Source organism: Bacillus sp. ISL-41 (assembly GCF_018613235.1).
Classification (GTDB): Bacteria; Bacillota; Bacilli; order Bacillales; family Cytobacillaceae; genus Mesobacillus.
This window is the reverse complement of sequence record NZ_JAGGQP010000011.1, coordinates 47,762-70,470: the sequence shown is the minus strand read 5'-3', so window position 1 is coordinate 70,470 and position 22,709 is coordinate 47,762. Positions and strand designations below refer to the sequence as shown.

The window sequence follows — 22,709 nt, the reverse complement described above, 5'->3', positions numbered from 1 at the left end:
TTCCTGAAAAGCTGTCACAATGAATTCTTTGTTTATAAATCGGAGATATGTCACCGGCCTCTGTCCCTGTAAATACATACATTTGTTATGTTCCGAATTATGATTTCCTCGTACTGCACCGTTTTCATTAAGTCCAAAAAGCTGCTCTTTTATCCAGCAATGTTCCCTTTGTCGCGAATTCCTTGATTGTTTTTGATGTTTTCGATATATAATAGAGGTGACAAAATTAAAAGGATGAGCATTCATGAATATTACAGGACATACTGTCGAGCTTCTTGAAGATCCATTTGGACTCCTGTCAGGAAGCAGATATGAATATTTCCTAGATATCGAGGTAGATGAAGAGGACGAGCTTTATACTGAAAAAGGCTTGCTATTGAAGGTGCTTTTTTTGGTGAACGGCGAAGAGAGGCGAATCCTGCAAAGCTATTTTATGGAACAGGAAACCGAAAAGGTTCTTGATTTTGAACTTGAGGAAGATGAAGTGGTACAAGCGAAAAAGTATTGTGAGGAAAACTTGCCCGCTGAGGATGAAAGTGAAGAGGAAACAAATTAAAAAAGAGCAAATCTGCTCTTTTTTAATTTATACTTAAACTTCTACTGCCTTTCCTTCTTCAACAATGTGATAAAGGAGATGGGCAAGATGCTGTACAGGTCCAAGCTCCCCCTCTTCTTCGTTAAGTTCTTCAGTAAATTCCAGATCATTCAGGTACAATGCTGAAAACTCATAGAAATCCTTCAGTTCGAAGCCGTAGCAATTCGATGGTTCTTCCTTCTGCTCCTCATATTGAAGCATTAAATAATACTCCTTGCCATTTTTATCTTCCGCATCAAAAAAGACAAAGAAACCAATATTCGTATCCAGGTCAAACAAGTGGCGTGTACCGCCCTCCGTTGCCTGCTCATAATCTTCACTGCTTAATTTCTGGACTTTCATCGTTTCAACCTGGTCTTCTGCATGGAATTTTACTTCAAAGCTTTTCATTGTTGTATAACACTCCTGTCTCATTTTTCACAAATTGATTAGATTCTTTTTAAAAGAAAATATGCTCTGCGACAATTCTTTCTCCGACAGTCAGGATACCATAAGAGAATTGCTGCTGTCTCCTTTTGTCGGTCGGTGAACCCGGATTAAAGACTGTCACACCATCGATTTCCTTCAGGACGGGAATATGGGAATGGCCATATATTATACAATCCACCTCATCCGCTGCAAATGTTTCAATCGCCCTTTTTTCAGTTGTTTTACCAGTTCCGTGTCCATGGACTATACCAATATGAAAATTGCCTGCCTGGAGGATTTCTTTTGTTTTTAACAGACTCTTAAGTTCCGGGCCATCTACATTTCCGGTGACGCCGATCACTGGGCCAAACTGTTTGAGTTCATAGTAAAGCTCCACCGTCTGCCAATCTCCAGCATGAATAATGTAATCGCAATCTTGCAGGTCAATGAGCAGCTTCTCAGGCAGCTGCTTTGCTTTTTTCGGCATATGAGTGTCAGAAATGACCACTATTTTCATGACTGGACTACACACTCCCTTCGCCTGCTAGCTCCTTTTATGTTACCCTGGTGAGAATGGATTAACCTTTCTCAGGATCTTTATATTTTGTCACATTAAAATAATCCTTCGTATCCTTATAACTATTGAACTCGATATCGAGGTCATGAAAATATCGGTGAAGCTGAAGTAAGATTTTCTTATCCCTGATCCCTTCTTCAACAGTTCTTGAATAATTGGATATCGTATCAAAATCAGCCTGGAGTGCCGTATTGTCTGTTTCTACAGTTGCCAAAACTGAGAGAATTTCAGAAGCGATTTCCCGTTGCTCCTCCCATTCAACCGTATCTATCCTGCCCCAACCGAGAGTATCATTATATTTAGTGTGAAATTCACGAATGAAGCCGCCAACTGTTGAGTAGTCTTCATGCCCTGAATCTTCCTGAAATAACGCGACAGTCTGGCCTCCGTTTTTAAGGTTGCTTCCATCTCTGGCATCTTGATGACTCCTTTGCTCCCACATTGTATAGCCGGCATATAACCCAAAAGCCAGTAAGAACAGACTTGCAGGTAGAACCATAAGTTGCCATTTTTTCTTGCTCTTCTTCTCCATCTGCCTGCCCCCTGTAAAAAACTCATCGTTTTTACTCCGCAATTGAACCTATTAGTAATATTATTTGACACCCATCCCGAAAAACCTTTTATTATTTGACACCTTGATGTTCTTCCATTTGCGTCCCAGCAATAAATTAACGATGAGGAGGAATGATTATGTACTTGAATTTTGGTAAGGTGCGCCCTTACTTAACAACAAGAAGCCTTAACCCTGAAAATCAGGAAACTCCGATTCACTTTATTTCTTTTCTTCAGCCGGTTGCTGAGCCTCTATTTTACCGTCGGAATCATTTTCCTTATCCGATTTTAACACCAGATTCCTTCACGCTGACAATTTCCGGCTCAGTTGATCTCGCTCTACAAATCCATTTCTCTGATTTTTTGAAGCTGCCATCTCAATCCAACAGGGTGCTCATTGAATGTTCAGGTAATAAGAGGGCCAACTTCAAAGAAAAAGTCTTTGGAGAGCAGTGGGAAGTTGGCGCAATGGGGGAGGGAATTTGGAAGGGAGTTCCTTTGAAGACCTTGCTTGAGTACACCGGAATTAAAGAAGGTGTATCTGATGTCGTTTTTAGAGGAAGAGACGCTGGTATCAAGAACAGTAAGTATGTCCACTTTGAGAGAAGTTTGCCAATTGCGGAAGCTCTTAATCCTGATGTGATGGTTGCATATGAGTACAATGGAAAACCGATTCCCCATAAACACGGTTTTCCCTTCCGGCTGATTGTTCCAGGGTGGTACGGGATGGCTTCTATCAAATGGCTTAATGAAATCATTCTGATAAAAGACAAATTTACAGGGCCCTTTCAGAGTGATGATTATGTTTATTATTATAAAAACGGTACATCTGAGCCAGTCACCACAAACAGAGTGAATTCTACGATTCAGCAGCCACTGGATAGACAGTTAGTTAAAAGCGAAACTTACGAAATCAGAGGAATCGCCTGGACAGGGTCCGGGGTCATCGCTAAGGTGGAAATAAGCTTTGATAAAGGAGCAAATTGGGAGCAAGCCAGGCTGGATAACCCTCCTGTAGAACATCAAACTGTTTCATGGAGTTACGCGAAGGAATTCAAACCTGGAAAAGTATATCATATATCAGTCAGGGCAACCGATAGCGAAGGTAAAACGCAGCCTTCAGAAGCTGTCTGGAACGAGAAAGGTTATGGTTACAATGCCGTTATGCGAATTACTGTAAAGGCAGAATAAAAAACCAGGTGCAGAAAATATTAGCACCTGGTTTTAATTTAATTCAACTCATTCTGCTGAATATAAAAGATGATCAATTGATCCAATAATTGATTCAGTTCTGTAAATTTAAATCCAAGCCCTGAAGCAAGTGAAGTGTCAATCGACCAGGAGCCCGGCAATGCATATGGGGAGACCGTGCCGTTTTCGGTGCTATCTGTCACGATCGCTTCCTTATTGGCCAGCAAAGCAATTTTATCAACCAATTCTTTCAAACTAATATCTCCTGCAGACCCAGGATTGATTGGCCCCTCAAAATTTGACCTCCCGATATCCAATAAAAAATCGGCTGCTTCATCTGCGTGGATAAAGCTGTAGCGCAAATCAGGGTCCGGCATGCCTATTGGTTGTCCTGAAAGTATTTTATCAACATGGAACTTCAGGCGTTCTGTGTAATCGTCTTCCGAAACGACAATCGGAAAACGGACTGAAACGACCTCAAAATATCCAAGTTGATGAAAAACCGCTTCTGAGGCTCTTTTCGCCTCTTTATAGCCTTCGTACCCAGGGTATTCTTTTCGGCTTTTGTATTCTATCGGATATGTATAAGCATTAAAATTACTCTCAGCATGAAGCGTGCCAAACTCATATACCGCTTGGGTAGAGGTGAAAATATAGCGGTCTGCTTTCCCCTTTAATGCCTCTGCTGTATCCCTTGCCTCCATTGGCGAAAAACAAGATTGGTCATACACCAGATCCCACTTTTCTCCCTCGAATGCTGCTGTCATCGTCTCTTTCTTTTCCCGATCGATTACCAGCCGCTTCACAATTTCATCAAAAGGGTCACTTTTCGTTCCCCTGGTGGCAATTGTTACCACATCACCATTATCAATTAGCTTTTGCACCAGCTTTTTTCCAAAGTACTGGGTTCCTCCAAGCACAAGAATCTTTCTCATCGTTAATCCCCCTTTTCTATAACTTTATTCTTCTTAAGCTCCGGAATCTCCTTTAAAAAATAATCCAAACAAAAACCGGCCACACAATGATGGCCGGTTGTGTAATCTGTGCTTGTGTCTTTAAGCTTGTTTCTTTTCCTTAGCCTTTGGTTTAGCAGCTGTTTTCTTCTTCTTTGCTGACGCTGACGCTGGCTCTTTCTTTTTCTCAGGCTTGGTACGGTCGATAGAAGCCTGAAGCGCTGCCATAAGATCTGTAACGTTGGAGACTGGCTCTTTTTCGGTAGGAGTAACCAGTTCTTTTCCCGTCCTTTTCGCTTCGATTAACTCCAGTAAAGCTGTACGATAATCATCCTTGTATTTTTCTGGTTCAAACTCGGTTGTCAGCTGATCAATGAGCATGATGGCAGTGTCCAGTTCCTTTTCTGTCACTTTATCTTCTTCTGGTACATTCGGCACGTCTACTGCGTTTCTGACTTCATCCGGGAAATGGATGGTCTCCATGACGAGCGTATTGTTATAAACGCGTACTACTGCAAGCTGTTCCTTTGCCCGAATGATTATTTTGGCAATGCCCACCTTCTGCGATTCTTCAAGAGCTTTCCTGAGTAAAGAATAGGCCTTACCGCCGCCCTCGTTCGGAGACATGAAATAGCTGCGCTGAAAATAAATTGGATCGATTTCTGTTATTTTTACAAAGTCGATTATTTCCACGGCTTTATCTTCATTTTCTTTCCTTAACGCTTCAAGATCCTCATCTTCAAGGACGACAAACTTACCTTTTGTGTATTCATAAGCCTTAACGATGTCTTCATTTTTCACTTCAACATCGCACACTGGACAAGTTTTCTCATACTTTATTGGCGAGTGGCACTCTTTATGAAGGGTTCTCAGCTTGATGTCCCGATCCTCAGTCGCAGCATGAAGCTTGATCGGGATATTGACGAGCCCGAAGCTGATGCTCCCTTTCCAGATTGTATGCATAACGTTCTCCACCTTATCGTTTTAATACTAATTTGCTTAATAATTGGTTTATCATGCATTAAAACATTTCCCAGTGTACTAGGATGCAGCCAAACAGGAACAATATAAATAGTCACTGGTGTGAAAGGATGGGGAAAATGCTGAAACCAATGCTCCCTACACTGGCATTTGAAGCCCCACAGGGGGATGAATGGCGTTATGAGATTAAATTTGATGGCTTTCGTGCCTTGTTGACATGGGATTCTGAAATTGAATTGACAAGCCGCAATGGGAAACCGCTGCTGCCTTTGTTCCCAGAATTAGAAAACTTCCTTACTGCCAACAAGGAAAAGTTCCAGCCATTTTTGCCTCTGACATTAGACGCAGAGCTAGTTTATTTGGAGAATCCCTACAAAGCCAATTTCGGGGCGATCCAAATCAGGGGAAGAATGAGGTCCAAGGATAAAATCAAATCCGAAGCTGACAGGAATCCATGCAGGCTTATGGTTTTCGACCTCTTGAAGGTAAAAGGAAAAAATATAGCATCTGAAAGTTACAAAGACAGGCGGACAAAGCTAAAAGCCCTATTTTCCGAGCTGGGTCTGCCACTCTCTCCCAACCACCAAAACCCGGACTTGGTCCAGCTTATCCCTAGTGAAACGGATTTGAAGAGCTTATGGGAAAAAGTCGTCATTTACGATGGGGAGGGTATCATTGCCAAACAGCACAATAGCAAATGGGAGGAAGGAAAACGGACGGAAGCGTGGATTAAATCGAAAAACTGGAAGTATGTTTCCTGCTTTGTCACAGCTTATGAGAAATCCAACGGATACTTTTATATCTCAGTTTACAAGGATTCAAAAATACATCCAATTGGGCTGGTAATCTTCGGGTTTAAGCCCGAAGAAAAAAATGCCCTCCATCAAATCATCAAGCAAAATAAAAGTGGTGAAGATGCTCAATTTATTTATGTGGAACCAGGAATCTGTCTTGATGTAAAGTATCTGGAAATCTATGAGGATCAGCTTCGCGAGCCTCATTTTCATCAATTCCGATTCGATTTAAGTCCTGATACCTGTACTTATGAAAAGTTTGTTTTCCAACAAAAGAACCTGCCTCTGGATATTGAAATCACGCACCCCGATAAACCCATTTGGGAAGAACCGCCAACCCAAAAGGTGGATTACATCCATTATTTAAGGGAGATTTCTCCCTATATGCTTCCATTCCTGGAGGACAGGCTGTTAACAGTGATCCGCTATCCTCACGGCATGTTCGGAGAAGCCTTTTACCAAAAAAACGTACCAGATTATGCACCCGATTTTGTCCAGACTGCTAGTTCGGAAGGAATCGAATATATTGTCTGCAATAATATGAAAACGTTGCTTTGGCTGGGGAATCAGATTGCCATTGAGTTTCATATCCCCTTCCAGAAAATCAATAGCAAGGGACCGGATGAAATAGTCTTTGACCTGGACCCGCCATCTAGGGACGATTTCCATTTAGCGATTAAAGCTGCCGTCTATATCAAAGAGGTCCTGGATGAATTAAAGCTGATCAGCTTTATCAAGACTTCTGGGAATAAAGGACTCCAGGTGTACATCCCGCTCCCGGATAACCATTATAGCTACGATGATACAAGGTTGTTCACCTCCTTTATCGCGAACTACCTTGTATCAAAAGAACCGGAATCATTTACAATCGAAAGGCTGAAGAAAAACAGGGGGAACCGATTATATGTGGATTACATCCAGCATGCTGAAGGCAAAACGATTGTCAGTCCCTATTCCGCTCGCGGAAAATCACATGCAGGCGTGGCCACTCCGTTATTTTGGGAAGAAGTGAATGAGAATCTAAGAATTGAGGAGTTCCATTTAGGAACGATCATCCAGCGCGTGCAAAAGTCAGGCTGTCCATTCAGGACTTATTTTGCAGCTAAAGAAGAACAGAATTTCGATCCAGTTCTGGAGGTTCTGAAGTCAAAAAAATCCTGAGGAAGCTCCTCAGGATTTTTTCGTTTAAAATTGGCTTAGATACTTTTTCGCATGCTCCTGCAGTTTACCGTACAGGATATCTTCTTTAAAATCTTCCTGTTCCAGGATTTCCTCGAGTAATTCCTCTTTTGAAAAATCAACCTCAATTTGAGCAGAGTATACAAAAGTAGCATTGCCTATCAAGTCAATAGTATAAGTATCTTCTTCTTTATGAACAGCGCATTGAACCATACCGCCATTATTGTAGACATTGATTGGCTGGCCAAGTTCATTCTCCCCCATAAGGCATGTGACAAGTGTGGAAGCTGACATCGCTGTTCCACAAGCATTCGTATAGCCAACGCCTCGTTCATAGGTCCTAACAAAGATACTCCCCTTTTCAAGGAGCCTTATGAAACTGACATTGACGCCGTCAGGAAAAAGATCATTAGGATTGTTGACCTTTTCGCTTAATTCTGTTTGCAGATTGGATTCCAATTGCTCTTTGCTGACTACTGCCGTCAGATGAGGATTTGGCACCGCGAGAGCTGTAAACGTCAATTCCTCAGACAACTGCGGAATCTTCTCCTGAATCAGGTTTTCCTGGTGGAGCACTAACGGCAAATCCTTCAGTTCAAAAGTTACCGGTGATATTTCCACCTGATATGTTGGGATATCACTGAAAATCTCCTCATGCTTCATCACCTTGAGGTTGGCTTTCATCGTTTCAATCACAGCTTCATCCACGCCAAGCTTCTCACAGACATATCGTCCTGCACAGCGAAGACCATTGCCGCACATGGATGCTTCAGTACCGTCAGAATTAAAAATACGATACTGGGCGTCTGCAACCTTGCTTGGACGGATGAACAGAATCCCATCCGCACCCAGTGACGATTCCCTGTCACAAAGCGCCAGCGCAAGGTCACGCCTTTTAAAATCATCAAATTTATAATTACGGTCAGTTTCATCTATCAATAAAAAATCGTTATTTGATCCATGACATTTAATCAAATCAATCAACATACTTACGCCCCCAAAAACCTTCGTTATATTACAAGATGCCATAAAATGTAGAATTGTTCAATATTGAAGCAATAAGGTTATATTTTTTATTTCGCAGGGCTTCTGCTTTTACCGTTTTTGACTTCCTGAGCGATTTTCGGGCAATGAAGTGCTCCTGCTTTTACCGTATTTGACCTCTCAGACGATTTTTGCGCAATGAAGATTCCCTTAATTCCAGCCATTGCCAATTCCTTTTTATACATAAAAAGAACCAGCATGGATTGCTGGTTCCCCTGGGTTTAGGATGCCATTCTCCTGCATTCTTCCGCGCATTTAAAGCAGGCTTCGGCGCATTTTTGGCAATGGTCATGGTCATGCTTTTTGCATTCATTGCCGCAAGCTTCACAAATTTCTGCACACAATCCGCAAATCTGGTTCACAAAATGGCTGTTTGTCTGCATTGCAGTTACTGCCATGCCACAGATCTCGGCACATTCCCTGTCCATTCTGATGCATTCCGCCATCATTTTTACATTCTCTTCCTTTAAACAGGAATCAAAACATACATTACATGCTTCAATACATTCTATGCACGCCTGGATACAATCCTGATATTGTTGATTTACCATGTCCCAGCCTCCTTCTAGTTTCTATCTATTTGTTAACCTATTAGAGCCAACAATAAACGAAACTTTCAAAAATGGAACAATTTTCAAACTAATACTCGTAATACATAACTAGTGGTCGTAATACATATAGACATTTGCGAGAGCAGCAAATACAGCTAGCCTTTCTGGCTGTCCCATCGTATAGTCGAATGTTAAAACAGGGGTATTGGCTTCTTTGAAGAATCTTGTCCATTCCAATGGCATCCACCCTCTTTGCAACCTGGCAGCCGTATTGCCGTCTTCTTGATAAAACTTAAAATCGTGCATCGATCCTGGGATTCTATCTACTCTCATTTTTTTGCCCCCCCTTAGGAAAGCATATCCGATAGTCTCTTTAGTCGCCTTCTTTGGATAAAACACACCAATCACTTCTTTATGTTCATTCAGCATTGTAAATCTATTTCGCTCCTGTATCAGACTGCCCTGCAGATTTCCTTTTGAGTCATAGATTCCAATTTTTTTCATAATTCTTTTATCTATGAAATAAGGGATAAACCAGCGGTAGCATTTAGAAGTGTGTTCTCGTAATTCCCCCGCATGCATTCCGTCGGGAGTAAAAAAGAGTAACTTTACAGCAGGCGCAGGAGCGAAGCCGATCAGGAGGTTGTTTTGCTCGAAAAGTTGTTTATCATCATAATGATGAAATGCTACCGCGCTCTCTTCTGATTTATTTTTATAGAGAACATAGCGATTGTAGTGGCTGAAAACGAAAAACAAGAATGGAACCGCCACAAGAGAAAGAGGTATTGTCCAGGAAAACAGCAGACTTGCCGTCAAAATCACCGCAAGAATACCCGCTGATAAAATAGATCCGTTTAAACTGATATAGGCTGTCTGGTGGTAATATTGTTGAATGCTCATATCTATTATCTCCTTGAAGAAAATCTACTTCGTCACTCTAATTCTATTAAACAAGGAGCCTAATCATTCTACATTTTTCAAACATAACAAAACCGGACAGAGTTCAATTGTCCGGTTTCAATAGAATTATTTAATGTTCAACGCATTTACTGCATTGATCAGCCCATTGCCAGTTTGCTCGTCATAACCCGGTTTGAATAAATCTTCAGCTGAGTTTTGGATGATTGCCTTAACTTGAGCTGGAGTAAGCTTATCCTTGCCGTGCTTCGCGATTACTACACCTGCAAGAGCAGCAGTTTTCGGTGCTGCCATTGAAGTACCGCCTTTACCGCCGTAACCATGTCCAATGACATTTTTATTAGCATCTAATACAGGTACTGTGCTCCATGCAAGATAGCTATTATCTCTTCCAGCACCAGTGGAAGGATCATAGTTTGGACCAAGGTCTCCGCCCGGTGCCATTACATCAATTTTACCTACTCCATAGTTAGAGTAGAATGCAAGATTCTTCAAAGCGCCGCCAGCAGATACTCTGATCATTGTCTGGCTGCTCGGACTTCTGTGGGTTGCACCTGTGTCATCGCCTGACAATTTTCCAGGGCAGCTCAGATCCACAGCATTATTCCCTGCTGAACCTACAACCGTTACACCTTTCTGGATGGCGTACTGGATAGCGCGATTGAATAATTGAACATCCGCAACGATGTCCTTTGTTGCATACGCAGGATCCTGGAACCAGTCGTACCCCCCAAGAGACATGTTTACTACGTCAACATTATCGTCTGCAGCTGTCATTAGAGCATCAGCAATATGAGAAGTTGCTGCTCCACCAGTTGGACCGAATACTCTGTATGATGCTACCTTAAGATCTGGTCCCACACCAAGAGCTTCCCCTTTTGCGGCAATTGATCCGGCAACGTGTGTACCATGGCTATTTTGATCGATTGGATCACTATAGCCAGGAACAAATGACTTTCCGCCTGCGTAATTATCCTTTAAATCAGGGTGATTATAGTCAATTCCAGTATCAATGACACCGACAACGATATCTTCACCATCTACAGACAACCCTGTTCCACCTGGAAGCTTCCAGGATTCACCATCATTAGTTACCTGCTTAATATCCCACATGTACTGATTATAAAAGTCAGCACCCTCAGTTAAGTCTTCCACTTCTACTGTTTCTCCTTCAATCGTTTGTTCAGGATAAACAGTATTCTCCACACCAGCTTCCAAGACAAGAGATGACTTCTTCACTTCATTCAAGAAGTTTGCATTTTTAGAGGTAACCTCTACGGCACCAAGCTTGTCCAATTTATCTTCCACTTGGCCGCCGGCTTTTTTGATTGCATCAGCATAACCTGCTGGAAGGCCCTGCTGATCTTTAAAGATGACCAGGTATGTATTTTCTGTATTTGTTTCTGCTTCTCCTTTTGTTACGCCTGCGTTGAAAATGGTAGCGGCTCCCAAAAGGACAGCGAGTGTTCCTGCATAAAGTTTTTTTCTTGTCGACATATTACCCCTCCTCTTTTTCTTAATTTTCATTATATTTAAAAATCAAACTTTAGCAATATAATGAATTCGACACCTAAATCCAGTATTTCTCCAGAAAATTAGGTATAATTTATTATTCGTAAGTAGGTCTTTGAAATAATAGCCTGTTGAAATATGTTAAAAGAATCATTTTAATAAAATGGTTATCTAAATATTTCGACAAAACTTTAGTAAAAACAGTTCTTCCTTCCTAGCAAAAAAATAAGATCTGGTCATTGACCAGATCTCAATCTGCAAGTTCTTTTCTTTTAAAGATATAGATTGCCAATACAACAAATAAAATTGTCATTGATAAAGTGACACCTGTCGCTGGCCATACATGTTCTGGCCACTTTTCGGTAATCAACCTCTCAGAAACATAGGTAAGGAGCTGTGTCGGACTCCATTCAAGCAGATGCTGGAAGGAGCCTCCGATTATCGTAAAAATAAAGACTATAACAAGGGCTGCCATACCAGCTGCGACTGGCTGCATGAATACAGCACTGCAAAGGATTACGAAGGACAAAACAAGTACGAGCCATAATGCGTATAGCCCGAACGATTCCATGAAAGAGCCGAATGGGATAAACTTAAACAGAACACCAGTATAATACCAGCTTGCCAGCATACCCAGGAACAATGATAGGAGTATTAATATAAGTGCCGCTGCCCATTTTGAAGTTATATAAGAGAAATAGGAAACTGGTTTGACAAGAATCAGCTGTGCGACACCGCTCTTTCTCTCACCTGCAATTGTTCCCATCACGGAAAGGACGATTATCAGTATTCCAATCATCTGGTATTCTCCCAGGCTCATGATAAATACCTCCTGAGCGGAAGGTTCGGGCATTTCAAATACTGCTCCTTCCGGAAGACCGCCGACGGAATTAAGAATTTCAGGCAAGTAATAGGTGGTTAGCGGGTCCATCACCCCAAGCAAAATAAAAGTGATTGGCATCCAGATCCATTTGTAGTTCCTTGCCATCTCAAGGAATTCTTTGTTTAGTAAAGTGAACCACTGCTTCATTTTTGCACCACCTTCATGAATACATCTTCCAGACTGATTGAACCAATTTCATATTTCGTGAGAGGCCAGTTCTCTCTAGCTGCCTGGCCCAGTATAACCTCTTTGACTGCTTCAATATCTTCAGTGTAAATACTGGCTTTATTGACTTCAATTTGGATGGAATCGATTTGTGGATGTTCTGAAAGATGTTTTAAAAATCTGGTGGCATCCTGGCTGAAAACAAGATCGATTTTCGACTGGTGGTATTTCTCCCTGAATTCATCCATTGTTCCAGATTCAATAATTTGACCATTGTGGAGGAACAGAATGCTTTCACACACTTCTTCCGCATCATTAAGAATATGGGTGGAAAATAATACAGTCGCCTCCTTCTTTAGCTTCTCCAACAGTTCTAGGACCTCTCTTCTTCCGAATGGATCCAGGGCGGAAACTGGCTCATCCAGCATAATCAACTTCGGCCTGTGGATGATTGCCTGGGCAATCCCCAGCCGCTGCTTCATACCACCGGAAAACTTGCCGATCCTCCTGTTTTTTGCATCCGCAATGCCCACAAGCTCGAGAAGTTCAGCGGACCGTTCCTTCGATTCCTTTGAACTCAATCCTGATAGCTTCCCGACATACTCGAGAAACTCTTTCGCCGTCATCCAGTCATGGAATACAGGATGTTGCGGAAGATAACCAATCAATCGTCGATGGTCACCGCCCTGCTTTTCTCCCACAAAAGAAATCACCCCTTTGCTTGGCTCAAGGAGCCCGGAGAGCATTTTAAGAGTGGTCGTTTTTCCTGCACCATTTGCTCCAATTAACGCTACACATTTACCATTTTCGAGCTCGAAATTCAATCCCTTGATCACCCGTAAGTCTTTAAAACTCTTTTCCAAATTTTCAACTCGGACTAAGGGCATTATTGATTTCTCCTTCCAATCACGAAATACAGGATAGGCCCGATGATGTTAACCACTAATATGACAATAGCCCAAACCCATTTAGGACCATTCGTTTTTTCTATCTTTATAAGATCAACCAGTGCAACAATCAATAAAATTACCTGAATGATGATTATAGGTGCAAGTAAAGCCCAATTTAAATCAGCCAATAATTCCATTTTGATAACCCCCTCATTTGTTTTACACCCATAAGACGGGTGAAGGGTAAAATCGTTCAAAAATTTCCGAAAAAAATTTCTATATTAAGCTTTCGGAAAGCAAAATCTAAAATATAAAAAAACCTATACAAAAAAAATCCGGCAAATAACTGCCGGACATTTTTATAAAACCATATTAAAGAATCCTGAAAATGAATGGAATTCGATATTCCTGTCCTTCATACGCTTTTATTGCACCTACTATGGTGAATACCATGGCTAAAATCCCGATGACCCATAACATGAAGATCCCAACCAACAGGATGACAAGTATTCCGCTAACGATCCCATAAATAGTATAAGAAATAAAGAAGTTCATATATTCCCTTCCATGGTAATCAATATAGCTCGATTCATCCTTTTTTATCAGCCAGATAATCAGCGGCCCAAGAAATGCAGTAAAAAAGCTAATAACATAAATGCCTGCTGCAATAAGTCTTTCATCATTTTTCGGCATTGTCTTTCTCCCTCCAATACTCTTATAGTTAAATTTACGGAGAAGGTGTAAAAAAGTTTCATTATTGGCGCACTTTTTCTTTATAATGAAAATTAATGGGTACTTTATAAACCCTTGATTCAAGCCATTGTGCAAAAAAATAATTTCGGGATAGGATGGAAAATGAACAGGATACTACTTAAGAATGCAAATGTAATGCCAATCACCTCTGAGCCAAGCTCAAATTGTGATGTGCTAATAGAGGATGGAATAATAAGCAAAATCGAAACTGATATTGCGATCGAGCCTGGAGATGAGCTTATTGATTGCAGTAAAAATTTTTTGCTGCCAGGCTTCATCGATGTCCATACCCATCTTGGCCTTTATGATGAAGGTACAGGCTGGGCCGGAAATGATGCCAACGAAACGATTGAACCGATGAGTCCCCATGTTCGGGCGATTGACGGTGTTTACCCGCTCGACCCTGCATTTGGCGATGCCCTTAAATATGGTATTACCACTGCACATGTTATGCCAGGGAGTGCCAATGTAATCGGAGGAACGACATCTGTCATTAAAACGGCTGGGAAAAACATTAAGAATATGATCATTCAGGAAACAGCAGGACTTAAAATTGCTCTAGGTGAGAACCCAAAACGAATCCATAGTATGGGGAATAAAGATTCCATCACACGAATGGGAATCATGGGGATGCTTAGGGAAGCTTTTTACGAGGCGATGAATGCTGATAATCCTGATTCCTTGAGGATTAAGCCGATCATTAAAGCATTGAACAGGGAAATACCTGTTAGGATCCATGCCCATCGTGCAGATGATATCATGTCTGCGATCAGGTTTGCGGATGAATTCAATCTGGATTTGCGAATCGAGCATTGCACGGAAGGCCACTTGATTGCAGAAGAGCTGGCAGGCCTTAATTTGAAAGTTTCGGTAGGTCCAACACTCACTCGCCGCTCTAAGGTGGAACTTAAGAATAAGAGCTGGAAAACCTATCAGGAATTGACTGACCATGGTGTTGAAGTATCTGTCACGACTGATCACCCTTACACCCCGATCCAGTACTTAAATCTTTGTGCATCCATTGCGGTCAGGGAAGGATTATCTGAACAAAAAGCACTCGAGGGAATTACAATTTTGCCAGCAAGGAACCTTCGGGTCGATGACCGTGTCGGCAGTATCGAGCCTGGGAAAGATGCTGATCTGGTCCTTTGGAATCAACATCCATTCCACTTTAGCGCAAAGCCAATATGGACAATGGTCAATGGCAAGATTGTTTATCAAAATTAGTCGAAATTCGGTGTAGATTCTTGCCAAAAAAACACAGAAAAAAAGGGCGAAAAAACTATTTTCTTTTTTGAAAATATCCTGTATTATACTCTTTGGAAATAAAATTTAATAAAGCAAAGTGATTAGGGAAGGCAAATGGTGCGCCACCAGTATCCTGGTTCTAGTGGGTTCGATTCCCACCCCGAAATTTTTTAGCAACTTACAAAAAATTTCGAGGGTGGCCGTGTAGTTACATTCGCACGGGATAGGACTGCCCTGAGTGGAGGGATACAAAATGCTCAAGAAACGCGATCTGCATGATTGCCATGAATTATTTGAGCTGATGGCGCATCCGGAGGTCTTCCCTTTTGTACGCCAGAAGGCACATTCATATGAAGAATTTGTATTTGTCACGAAGCAAACAATTGAAGCCGAAGAGCAAGGAGAACTGATTTCCCGTACCATCCTTGATGAGTGGGGAGATCCTATCGGCACGATCAATCTTTTTGATATCCAGGAAGGAGCCGGATTCTTAGGCACATGGCTCGGGAAACCATTCCATGGAAAAGGGTATAATACATTGGCCAAGGATGCTTTCTTCCAGGAATTATTCTACGAACTAGGGATTGAAACTATCTTTATGCGTATCAGGAAAGTGAATATCCGTTCCATCAGAGCAGCTGAGAAATTGCCTTATGTGGTAAAAGCGAACGAAACACGCAAGCACATTTATGATCAGCTAAATGCTAATGAAGAGATTTATGATTTGTATGAAATCCCAAAAGACCAATATACTTTGTACCTGAAAAGGTCTAGTTTCCAGGAAGATGGGGCTGCCCAATTACTGGAGGCATAATTTAATACCATATAAAAACGTCCTGAAAAATGAACAGGGCGTTTTCTAATTCAGCAGATCCTGCCCTGTTGCTTCTTCCCGTTCCGATAAGGAAGCTTCAGACAGGAATAATTCAAGTTCGGCATCTGTCAATGTTTCATACCGTCCATCCTCAAAGAAAACCTGCGTCTGATTTGGGTTGATCCTATTCATATTAAACCCTATTCCCATTTTAACCACCCCGCTCAATTAAACTAAATACTAATAATAATTAGATAATTCGATTCAAAAAGATTGCTAATTGCTAGTAGTTTTCCCATCCTGTTTCATGTTATTCAATCAGTTTTTTCATTAACGTTCAGCAGATAACCAGCCTTTCTCAAAAAGAGAAATAAAAAAACGCCAACTGGCGTTTTTGCAGCTCATTCTATAGAATTTCACGAAAAGCTTTTCCAAGCACATCTTTTCCACCTGTAATAGGGATGATACTGCCGGTAATGAAACTTGAATCATCATTCGCAAGGAAGCTTATAACTCTTGATATATCTTCCCCGGTACCCGGTCTGCCTACCGGTACTGAAGGGTCCATTGAATCTAATGATTCATTGATTGCTCTTTCTTTCCACTCACCTGTTATGTCACCGGGACAGACCATATTTGCTGTAATCCCGTTTTCCGCTTCTTCCATTGCAAGTGTCTTTGTCAAAGAAGCCAATCCTGACTTTGCTGCCGCGAAAGCAGACCTGTAAATCCACCCGGGAGCAGATTCGACTCTGTCGAAACCAACTGTAATGATTCTTCCCCACTTCCGTTCCCTCATCGATGGTATGAGCAAATTAGATAAATAGAAAACTGCATTCAGATTGCCATTAATCAAGTACGTCCATTCATCGACCTGATAATCAGCCATCTTTTTCCTCTCCGAAATATATGGGCCTGCATTATGAACGACTATATCAACCGCAGTGAATTCCTTCAAGGCCTGAGAAACAATTTGCTTACAGTCATCATAGTTTGTGATATCTCCCTGAACACAAAGATTCTTTGTGTTGAACCGATCCGATAATTCTTCAGCAAGCTGTTCAGCCTCTGTCTTACTGTTACGATAATTAATGATTATGTTTATTCCTTCGGCAGCAAGCTGAAGTGCTGTTCGCCTTCCTAAACCGGTGGCACCTCCGGTAATCAAAGCAGTTTTATTTTTCACAACGGTACCCCTCATCTTCTTAGATTACTTATCCCTATACTAAAAAGAAGCCAGCTGTTTTGCAACTTTTAACCTTTATACCACAATTCCGCTTTAACCGCTGGGCCGGTGCCTGCATATACTATTCATATCGAAGATGGTCTGCTGGAAAGGCGGGATATAATTGTTTCCTTGGAATCTATTGCCGTTTGACCGAAATACACAGAAAAAGTTTTTGGAAATGAAACCAGATGAAATCGAAAATTATGTCCAGCAAATGATGGGCAAAATGCTTCAGCCAAATATGCAAGGAATGTTAAAGCCGGAAGAATGGCTCAAAGGAATGCAGCAGCAAAATTCATCGGAGCCAGTCAAACCGAACACCGGATTAAAAGCGGAAATGTTTGAAACTCATGATTTTGTTTTTGTAAGGATCCCGCTAAAAGATGAAGCTCTGCTAAAACAAATGAAACTGTTCTATACCTCGAACCAGGTAATCATTGAACACATTCCTGATCTATCCGATAAACACACACTAGTTTTGCCAGCAACCGTCAAGCGTAAGGGAGCAGCAGCAAACTACCGGGATGGTATACTGGAATTAAGGCTTCAAAAAATGGTCGATCTGCAATTTGCGGAAATCGACATATCCAAATGAACTCAAAAAAGAACAGCCTGATGGCTGCTCTTTTCATTTCTTATTTCCCAATGAACATTTGTGTCCAATAGTTGCCTGTTGCTATATGGCCAACGCCAATGTGTGTATAGCTAGAGTTTAGGATATTCGCACGGTGACCTGAACTGTTCATCCACGCATTTACTACTTCCTCTGGAGTACGCTGACCCATTGCAATATTTTCACCAGCCGAACGGTATGAGATTCCAAACTTCTTCATCATATCGAAAGGTGAACCATAAGTTGGGCTAGTGTGGCTGAAATAGCCTTTGTTCTGCATATCGCGGGATTTTTCCCTCGCTACTTTGCTAAGCTCAGTATCAAGCGCAAGTGGCTTTAATCCATTCTTGGCTCTCTCTTGATTTGTCAACTCTACCACTTTTTGCTCGTAAGCACTAACAGCTGAAGATACCGGTGCTGCAGCTGGTTCTTGAGCAGGCGCTTTAGCTGGCTCCTGTGCTGGTGCTGGTGCTGGTGCTGGTGCTGGTGCTTTTACAGGCTCTTGTACATTTGTTGGCGCAGGAGTTTTTACAGGCTCCTGGACGTTAGGTTTAGCTTGCTGAGCCTGTTTCCAAGAGAATTGATAGTTCTTAAAATACTTTTGTAAAATAGAATTGATTTGTTCATTACTTAAGTTACCACTCTGATAATAGTAAACTTTTGACTGTATAGTAGATGCATCTGCTTTATCCATAGCTGGATTTGCTGCGAATAATGCTGCAGCTGCAAAAGCTGTAAGAATCATTTTCTTTTTCATTCCCGAATTCCTCCCGAAATTTTAGTTTGTCTCTCTCTTGCAAACTAATCATATCATGGTTTTTTTGTAATAAACCTGGAATAAAACGGGAAAACTATTATTCTTTTAATAATATTTCCGCAGGATGTTTTACCTAAGTTCAAAAAACCAGGAATACAAAGGCTTTCAATGATAATTTGCATATATTCTTTTAATTGCAGTATTTTCCTAATCATTTTCATAAATACCATCAGAACCACAAATAGGAAAAATAAAAGGATTGACAGTTTTTGTAACAGTGATGGTTCATGACATTTTTTTCGTTAATATGACAATCATTAAAGTATGTTACATGACATGATCCCGTTCTGAGTTTTTACCTCAATTAGCATGTGAAGGCAATGACATGAAAAAAAGCGGCAATCGCCGCTTTCCTTTAATGTCCACTCTCTTCATGAGCATCTGTATCTTGTTCATCCATATCTTCCATTTCAGTGGATTCCCCATTTCCCTCTGGCTCACTTGGACTGCCGACTACAAATTCAATCTTTGGCATGTTATGCATACTCCGCGCTGTTACATGAGCAATAATATAATAGGTCCCTTCTTCACTGAAGGCTTTCTTCAAGCGATAAATTCCGCTTTCATCGTGTTCCACTACTATCTTTTCATGCTCCTCTGCCTGTGAACGCCATATTTCAAATTTCACCTCGTCGGCATCCTCTACTTCTTCTGTACCATAAGTAACCTTAGCCTCGAAAGTAACTTCTTCATTTAATTGAGCCTTTTCCGGATTTGCTTTAAGCTGAACATCCAGAAATTGCGGTTCTTCTTCTACTTCCTGTTGGGCACAAGCTGTCGCTGACAATCCGATCAATACTGTCATTAATATAAGCAAAAATCGTTTCATTCAATAAACCCCTTAAAATAATAATGTTGTATAACCTTAATTTCCAAGTCGAAAGATCGAGCTAACTGCATTTACAATCATTTAGAAAACAGAAATGAAGTCTTAAATTTTATAATTCCACGGCGGGAAAATAAAGCCTGATGGTTGTTCCTTGTCCTAGCTCACTTGCTATTTCCATTTTACCATCATGCAGCTTCACTAATTTATCAACAATCGCCAGACCAAGTCCTGTACCGCCATCGGCCCTTGACCTCGCCTTATTCACTCTATAAAAGCGTTCAGTTAGCTTGTTGACATCTTCTTCTGGGATTCCAATTCCGGTGTCTTTTATTTCAACTTTACATCCATAGGAATGCTTGGATAGTATGACAGAAATCGTTCCGCCACTCTCTGTATAGCGAATCGAATTATCGATGATATTCTGGAAGATCTGTTCAAGTCTCCCCTCATCTCCGTTTATGATGATATCTGGATCAAGTTCAAGTGTTAAGCTGATATTCTTTTCTTTTAAGGCTGGCCCATATTTGATAATAAAATCCTCAATGAGCTGTGCCAGCGGAAAAGGATTTTTAAGTAAACGATATTCATCCGCATCCAGTCTTGATAAATCGAGAAGATCCTCAACAAGCTTTACCATCCTGCCAGATTCTCTGTTAATAAGCTTTAAATATTTACTTTTTTCATCATTTTCTTTTATCATCCCTGTTTCAAGTGCTTCGCTATATCCCTTTATATAGCTGATTGGAGTCCTCAGTTCATGAGATACATCGGCGAGGAATTCCCTCTTTTTCTCATCCTCTTTCTGAACAGACTCAGACATATGATTGAAGGCTTTAGCAAGCTGACCAATTTCATCATCGGACTTGATGTTAACACGCGCAGAGTAATCGCCTCCAGATACTCTTTCGGCTGCCTCCTTCATGGCAGCAAGAGGCCTGGTAAGCCTGTGAAGCATTTTAAACCCCAGGAATGCTGCAATGATAATGAATAATACTCCACCTATAAGCCATAAAAAGGAGAAATCAACGGTTAACTCAGATATCTTAGCAAGGGGAACATATAAATATATAATTCCTTCGAGACGGTTATGATCAAGGAGTGGTATTGCCACAGCAAGGATTTTCCTGCCAAACCTCTCTTCAAAACCTGATTTCATGACTGGTTCACCTTTTAAAAGCAGTTCACGGTCTTCCTCCCCAATCAATGTTTCATAATCAATAGAATAAGGAAGGCAGGCGCTTAACTCTTTTGGATTACTGACAAGGAAAACCTCAGATTCTGATTTTTCATTATACCAATCAACTCGCTGCCTCATTTCATCGGTCAATGGACCCCCTGTATAGTCGCTGGCAAGGCGGTTCCCTTCTTCTATAAGTGACTCTTCAACTATGTCGACATAGAGCTTTTCATAAAATAGATAGGATAAAAAAAAGGAATACAATACGGTCACCAGGATTGTAGCGGTGACTGTCAGCCAGAGTTTTTTAAACAGGCTGTCTGAAAATGAGATCATGTTGCCGGCACCTCGAATTTATACCCTACACCCCAAATGGTTTGAATATAGTCTCCTGTTCCCAATTTCATCCTCAGCGTCTTGATGTGCGTATCGACAGTCCTCAAGCTGCCATGATAATCCATACCCCACACAAATTCAAGAAGCTGCTCCCTGCTTAGGGCCTGGCCCTGGTGTTGAACCAGAAAAACGAGCAACTCAAACTCTTTGAGGGTAAGCGGGACAATTTCTCCTTCCACACTGACCCTTCTTCCCTTTTTATCAATGTTAATCTTGCCTAAAGTCACTGTGTCTTCATCATTCTTGACAAAAGATGTTCTTCTTAACAATGCATTAATTCTGGCTACAAGTTCTCCCGGGCTGAAAGGCTTGACGATATAATCATCTCCTCCGAGCTGGAGCCCTCTAACTTTATCCCATTCTTCGCCTTTAGCTGATAAAAAGATAATCGGCACTTGTGAAAAGGTGCGTATCTTTCCACACACGGCAAAGCCATCTTCAAAAGGCATCATAATATCAAGAATGACGAGGTCAAAATCTTCTTCATGCAGTTTTCTCAATCCTTCTGCTCCATCAGCAGCATGGACGCATCTAAATCCAGAGTTCTCCAAATACATTTGGACAAGATTGCGCATATCCTCTTCGTCGTCTATGATTAAAACATTTATGGGATTCATCCTGTTATCTCTCCCTTTTCACTATTTGGAATGGCCCGTTGCCAACTTCAAGCGTTTTTTCAATGGACAGGCTGTCTGGGTCGATTATATATACCTCATTGCTGTCATAACCAGCAACAATAAGCTTATCCGCAAAAAAGTCGATTTCGAACGGATTCGCACCTACCTTTATCGAATCCTTCTTTGATCCGTCCCCAGCTAATTTATAAAGCATATTCGAACCATGGCTCAGGACAAATATATCATCTTCACCCTTGGTGAAATCCACAGGCATGACAGGTGCAGAAATCTCTTTTATCAAAGTGCCATTATTAAAGTCGTATATGTGTATCCGCTCCTCAACTTCAGTTCCTTTTCCATGTCCACCAATCCACAGCTCCCCTTTTTCCCTGCACATTAACGCACCGGCTGCAGCTGGGTGAATCTCAAACCCTGGAAGCCGCTCTTTATTTTCCAGGTTCACTATGCTTAGCATTTCTTGTTTATCACTGATTGCATAAAGTTTTTCCTCGGCCTCAAGAAGTGTCAACGGCTCTTTTTCTACTTTGACTTCATCCAATTCTGTACCATCTATATCAAAAAATCGCACACTGTCTCTTTCCTGGTCAGCAAAGGCTATTTCGGTTCCATCCCCGACTAATAGTGCGTTCACGATTCCCTCTCCTGTTTTCCAGGATTCAATCTTCTTCCCTCTGCTTAATGAATATAAGTCTGCGGTCTCTACAGCCTTTCCATAAAGCAATATTGTATCTTTGTCAGGCAGAATCAGACCTCCAATGTACGGGCGGTCAACATTCCAGTCAGGTAACTTTTCATCTTTATCCATGTCATAGAAGGAGATTGTCATTTCCTTGATATTTATCGTAGAAATAAAAGAAGAATCTCTTGGTATAGGCTCAAAAGATTTCAAAGAGCAGGCAGATAAAAAAACAGTGAAAGTCGTTGCGGCAATTATTAAAATCTGCTTCATAATTTACTCCTTTTCTCTCACAAGTATCTCACATTATTATATCTCTAATTTGTG

Annotated in this window: 27 protein-coding genes; 6 read left to right on the top strand and 21 right to left on the bottom strand. The window is 41.2% G+C overall.

Annotated features, from left to right (window positions below; all coding sequences use genetic code 11):
• Positions 1-244 precede the first annotated feature (244 nt).
• Positions 245-556: a DUF6509 family protein gene (locus J7I80_RS05515; RefSeq protein WP_214736380.1), complete on the top strand. Its 312-nt coding sequence runs from the start codon at positions 245-247 to the stop codon at positions 554-556.
• Between the two features lie 33 nt (positions 557-589).
• On the opposite strand, the gene J7I80_RS05510 is transcribed toward J7I80_RS05515, so the two are convergent.
• The 3 genes from J7I80_RS05510 to J7I80_RS05500 all read right to left on the bottom strand — a co-directional run bounded on the left by J7I80_RS05510 (position 590) and on the right by J7I80_RS05500 (position 2,112).
• Positions 590-985 (bottom strand): cytosolic protein, encoded by a 396-nt coding sequence (locus tag J7I80_RS05510; RefSeq protein WP_214736378.1) that lies wholly within the window; start codon positions 983-985, stop codon positions 590-592.
• A 49-nt stretch (positions 986-1,034) separates the two neighbouring features.
• On the bottom strand, positions 1,035-1,520 hold the full coding sequence (locus J7I80_RS05505) for a metallophosphoesterase family protein (RefSeq protein WP_214736376.1): 486 nt from the start codon (positions 1,518-1,520) through the stop codon (positions 1,035-1,037).
• A gap of 61 nt (positions 1,521-1,581) precedes the next feature.
• The gene (locus J7I80_RS05500) at positions 1,582-2,112 is read right to left on the bottom strand and encodes a hypothetical protein (protein ID WP_214736373.1); all 531 of its coding nucleotides are present in this window, start codon (positions 2,110-2,112) and stop codon (positions 1,582-1,584) included.
• A gap of 158 nt (positions 2,113-2,270) precedes the next feature.
• Between J7I80_RS05500 and J7I80_RS05495 the strand changes: the two genes are divergently transcribed.
• Positions 2,271-3,323 (top strand): sulfite oxidase, encoded by a 1,053-nt coding sequence (locus J7I80_RS05495; protein WP_251027619.1) that lies wholly within the window; start codon positions 2,271-2,273, stop codon positions 3,321-3,323.
• Positions 3,324-3,361: 38 nt separating this feature from the next.
• Here J7I80_RS05495 and J7I80_RS05490 read toward each other — a convergent pair whose 3' ends face one another.
• Positions 3,362-4,258 carry an NAD-dependent epimerase/dehydratase family protein gene (locus tag J7I80_RS05490; RefSeq protein WP_214736369.1) on the bottom strand — a complete coding sequence of 299 codons (897 nt, stop codon included), beginning with the start codon at positions 4,256-4,258 and terminating at the stop codon, positions 3,362-3,364.
• 120 nt (positions 4,259-4,378) lie between these two features.
• Entirely contained in the window at positions 4,379-5,239 is an 861-nt protein-coding gene (gene ku / locus J7I80_RS05485) for a non-homologous end joining protein Ku (protein ID WP_214736367.1), read from the bottom strand.
• Positions 5,240-5,379: 140 nt separating this feature from the next.
• Between ku and J7I80_RS05480 the strand changes: the two genes are divergently transcribed.
• Positions 5,380-7,212, top strand: a complete 1,833-nt coding sequence (locus J7I80_RS05480) for a DNA ligase D (RefSeq protein WP_214736404.1) — start codon at positions 5,380-5,382, stop codon at positions 7,210-7,212.
• A gap of 24 nt (positions 7,213-7,236) precedes the next feature.
• On the opposite strand, the gene dapF is transcribed toward J7I80_RS05480, so the two are convergent.
• From dapF to J7I80_RS05435, 9 genes are all read right to left on the bottom strand, one after another.
• Positions 7,237-8,217 (bottom strand): diaminopimelate epimerase, encoded by a 981-nt coding sequence (gene dapF / locus J7I80_RS05475; protein WP_214736365.1) that lies wholly within the window; start codon positions 8,215-8,217, stop codon positions 7,237-7,239.
• Between the two features lie 86 nt (positions 8,218-8,303).
• Entirely contained in the window at positions 8,304-8,474 is a 171-nt protein-coding gene (locus J7I80_RS05470; protein WP_214736364.1) for a hypothetical protein, read from the bottom strand.
• Positions 8,475-8,495: 21 nt separating this feature from the next.
• Positions 8,496-8,825: a four-helix bundle copper-binding protein gene (locus tag J7I80_RS05465; RefSeq protein WP_214736363.1), complete on the bottom strand. Its 330-nt coding sequence runs from the start codon at positions 8,823-8,825 to the stop codon at positions 8,496-8,498.
• A gap of 108 nt (positions 8,826-8,933) precedes the next feature.
• Positions 8,934-9,725: a hypothetical protein gene (locus J7I80_RS05460; RefSeq protein ID WP_214736362.1), complete on the bottom strand. Its 792-nt coding sequence runs from the start codon at positions 9,723-9,725 to the stop codon at positions 8,934-8,936.
• A gap of 126 nt (positions 9,726-9,851) precedes the next feature.
• Positions 9,852-11,240 carry a S8 family peptidase gene (locus J7I80_RS05455; RefSeq protein WP_214736361.1) on the bottom strand — a complete coding sequence of 463 codons (1,389 nt, stop codon included), beginning with the start codon at positions 11,238-11,240 and terminating at the stop codon, positions 9,852-9,854.
• A gap of 265 nt (positions 11,241-11,505) precedes the next feature.
• Complete coding sequence (locus tag J7I80_RS05450) at positions 11,506-12,285, bottom strand: ABC transporter permease (RefSeq protein WP_214736360.1); 780 nt, start codon at positions 12,283-12,285, stop codon at positions 11,506-11,508.
• A complete protein-coding gene (locus tag J7I80_RS05445) occupies positions 12,282-13,190 on the bottom strand; it encodes an ABC transporter ATP-binding protein (RefSeq protein ID WP_214736359.1) in 909 nt (302 codons plus the stop codon). The genes J7I80_RS05450 and J7I80_RS05445 overlap by 4 nt, the downstream gene beginning before the upstream one ends.
• Positions 13,190-13,390: a PLD nuclease N-terminal domain-containing protein gene (locus J7I80_RS05440; protein WP_214736358.1), complete on the bottom strand. Its 201-nt coding sequence runs from the start codon at positions 13,388-13,390 to the stop codon at positions 13,190-13,192. Before J7I80_RS05440 ends, J7I80_RS05445 begins: the two co-directional genes overlap by 1 nt.
• A 175-nt stretch (positions 13,391-13,565) precedes the next feature.
• Positions 13,566-13,886 carry a DUF4870 domain-containing protein gene (locus tag J7I80_RS05435; RefSeq protein ID WP_214736357.1) on the bottom strand — a complete coding sequence of 107 codons (321 nt, stop codon included), beginning with the start codon at positions 13,884-13,886 and terminating at the stop codon, positions 13,566-13,568.
• Positions 13,887-14,048: 162 nt separating this feature from the next.
• Here J7I80_RS05435 and J7I80_RS05430 point away from each other — a divergent pair, with 162 nt between their 5' ends.
• Together J7I80_RS05430 and J7I80_RS05425 are read left to right on the top strand one after the other, a co-directional pair.
• A complete protein-coding gene (locus J7I80_RS05430) occupies positions 14,049-15,173 on the top strand; it encodes an amidohydrolase (protein WP_214736356.1) in 1,125 nt (374 codons plus the stop codon).
• A gap of 274 nt (positions 15,174-15,447) precedes the next feature.
• On the top strand, positions 15,448-16,008 hold the full coding sequence (locus J7I80_RS05425) for a GNAT family N-acetyltransferase (protein WP_214736355.1): 561 nt from the start codon (positions 15,448-15,450) through the stop codon (positions 16,006-16,008).
• A 45-nt stretch (positions 16,009-16,053) separates the two neighbouring features.
• Here J7I80_RS05425 and J7I80_RS05420 read toward each other — a convergent pair whose 3' ends face one another.
• Both J7I80_RS05420 and J7I80_RS05415 read right to left on the bottom strand, forming a co-directional pair.
• Positions 16,054-16,218 carry a hypothetical protein gene (locus tag J7I80_RS05420; protein ID WP_192470590.1) on the bottom strand — a complete coding sequence of 55 codons (165 nt, stop codon included), beginning with the start codon at positions 16,216-16,218 and terminating at the stop codon, positions 16,054-16,056.
• Between the two features lie 196 nt (positions 16,219-16,414).
• The gene (locus J7I80_RS05415) at positions 16,415-17,194 is read right to left on the bottom strand and encodes an SDR family oxidoreductase (RefSeq protein WP_214736354.1); all 780 of its coding nucleotides are present in this window, start codon (positions 17,192-17,194) and stop codon (positions 16,415-16,417) included.
• Between the two features lie 163 nt (positions 17,195-17,357).
• Here J7I80_RS05415 and J7I80_RS05410 point away from each other — a divergent pair, with 163 nt between their 5' ends.
• Positions 17,358-17,831, top strand: coding sequence for an Hsp20/alpha crystallin family protein (locus J7I80_RS05410; protein ID WP_214736353.1), 474 nt, complete (start codon positions 17,358-17,360; stop codon positions 17,829-17,831).
• A 40-nt stretch (positions 17,832-17,871) separates the two neighbouring features.
• On the opposite strand, the gene J7I80_RS05405 is transcribed toward J7I80_RS05410, so the two are convergent.
• The 5 genes from J7I80_RS05405 to J7I80_RS05385 all read right to left on the bottom strand — a co-directional run bounded on the left by J7I80_RS05405 (position 17,872) and on the right by J7I80_RS05385 (position 22,655).
• The gene (locus tag J7I80_RS05405) at positions 17,872-18,606 is read right to left on the bottom strand and encodes a CAP domain-containing protein (protein WP_214736352.1); all 735 of its coding nucleotides are present in this window, start codon (positions 18,604-18,606) and stop codon (positions 17,872-17,874) included.
• Between the two features lie 415 nt (positions 18,607-19,021).
• Entirely contained in the window at positions 19,022-19,495 is a 474-nt protein-coding gene (locus J7I80_RS05400) for a FixH family protein (RefSeq protein WP_214736351.1), read from the bottom strand.
• Positions 19,496-19,604: 109 nt separating this feature from the next.
• Positions 19,605-21,008: a sensor histidine kinase gene (locus J7I80_RS05395; protein WP_214736350.1), complete on the bottom strand. Its 1,404-nt coding sequence runs from the start codon at positions 21,006-21,008 to the stop codon at positions 19,605-19,607.
• Complete coding sequence (locus J7I80_RS05390; RefSeq protein WP_214736349.1) at positions 21,005-21,685, bottom strand: response regulator transcription factor; 681 nt, start codon at positions 21,683-21,685, stop codon at positions 21,005-21,007. The genes J7I80_RS05395 and J7I80_RS05390 overlap by 4 nt, the downstream gene beginning before the upstream one ends.
• Positions 21,686-21,689: 4 nt before the next feature.
• Complete coding sequence (locus tag J7I80_RS05385; protein WP_214736348.1) at positions 21,690-22,655, bottom strand: YncE family protein; 966 nt, start codon at positions 22,653-22,655, stop codon at positions 21,690-21,692.
• Between the last annotated feature and the right edge of the window lie 54 nt (positions 22,656-22,709).

Coding starts and splice junctions, on each gene's coding strand:
- J7I80_RS05515 (WP_214736380.1), top strand. CDS start 245: ATGAATATTACAGGACATACTGTCGAGCTTCTTGAAGATCCATTTGGA.
- J7I80_RS05510 (WP_214736378.1), bottom strand. CDS start 985: ATGAAAAGCTTTGAAGTAAAATTCCATGCAGAAGACCAGGTTGAAACG.
- J7I80_RS05505 (WP_214736376.1), bottom strand. CDS start 1,520: ATGAAAATAGTGGTCATTTCTGACACTCATATGCCGAAAAAAGCAAAG.
- J7I80_RS05500 (WP_214736373.1), bottom strand. CDS start 2,112: ATGGAGAAGAAGAGCAAGAAAAAATGGCAACTTATGGTTCTACCTGCA.
- J7I80_RS05495 (WP_251027619.1), top strand. CDS start 2,271: ATGTACTTGAATTTTGGTAAGGTGCGCCCTTACTTAACAACAAGAAGC.
- J7I80_RS05490 (WP_214736369.1), bottom strand. CDS start 4,258: ATGAGAAAGATTCTTGTGCTTGGAGGAACCCAGTACTTTGGAAAAAAG.
- ku (WP_214736367.1), bottom strand. CDS start 5,239: ATGCATACAATCTGGAAAGGGAGCATCAGCTTCGGGCTCGTCAATATC.
- dapF (WP_214736365.1), bottom strand. CDS start 8,217: ATGTTGATTGATTTGATTAAATGTCATGGATCAAATAACGATTTTTTA.
- J7I80_RS05470 (WP_214736364.1), bottom strand. CDS start 8,474: ATGCTGGTTCTTTTTATGTATAAAAAGGAATTGGCAATGGCTGGAATT.
- J7I80_RS05465 (WP_214736363.1), bottom strand. CDS start 8,825: ATGGTAAATCAACAATATCAGGATTGTATCCAGGCGTGCATAGAATGT.
- J7I80_RS05460 (WP_214736362.1), bottom strand. CDS start 9,725: ATGAGCATTCAACAATATTACCACCAGACAGCCTATATCAGTTTAAAC.
- J7I80_RS05455 (WP_214736361.1), bottom strand. CDS start 11,240: ATGTCGACAAGAAAAAAACTTTATGCAGGAACACTCGCTGTCCTTTTG.
- J7I80_RS05450 (WP_214736360.1), bottom strand. CDS start 12,285: ATGAAGCAGTGGTTCACTTTACTAAACAAAGAATTCCTTGAGATGGCA.
- J7I80_RS05445 (WP_214736359.1), bottom strand. CDS start 13,190: ATGCCCTTAGTCCGAGTTGAAAATTTGGAAAAGAGTTTTAAAGACTTA.
- J7I80_RS05440 (WP_214736358.1), bottom strand. CDS start 13,390: ATGGAATTATTGGCTGATTTAAATTGGGCTTTACTTGCACCTATAATC.
- J7I80_RS05435 (WP_214736357.1), bottom strand. CDS start 13,886: ATGCCGAAAAATGATGAAAGACTTATTGCAGCAGGCATTTATGTTATT.
- J7I80_RS05430 (WP_214736356.1), top strand. CDS start 14,049: ATGAACAGGATACTACTTAAGAATGCAAATGTAATGCCAATCACCTCT.
- J7I80_RS05425 (WP_214736355.1), top strand. CDS start 15,448: ATGCTCAAGAAACGCGATCTGCATGATTGCCATGAATTATTTGAGCTG.
- J7I80_RS05420 (WP_192470590.1), bottom strand. CDS start 16,218: ATGGGAATAGGGTTTAATATGAATAGGATCAACCCAAATCAGACGCAG.
- J7I80_RS05405 (WP_214736352.1), bottom strand. CDS start 18,606: ATGAAAAAGAAAATGATTCTTACAGCTTTTGCAGCTGCAGCATTATTC.
- J7I80_RS05400 (WP_214736351.1), bottom strand. CDS start 19,495: ATGAAACGATTTTTGCTTATATTAATGACAGTATTGATCGGATTGTCA.
- J7I80_RS05395 (WP_214736350.1), bottom strand. CDS start 21,008: ATGATCTCATTTTCAGACAGCCTGTTTAAAAAACTCTGGCTGACAGTC.
- J7I80_RS05390 (WP_214736349.1), bottom strand. CDS start 21,685: ATGAATCCCATAAATGTTTTAATCATAGACGACGAAGAGGATATGCGC.
- J7I80_RS05385 (WP_214736348.1), bottom strand. CDS start 22,655: ATGAAGCAGATTTTAATAATTGCCGCAACGACTTTCACTGTTTTTTTA.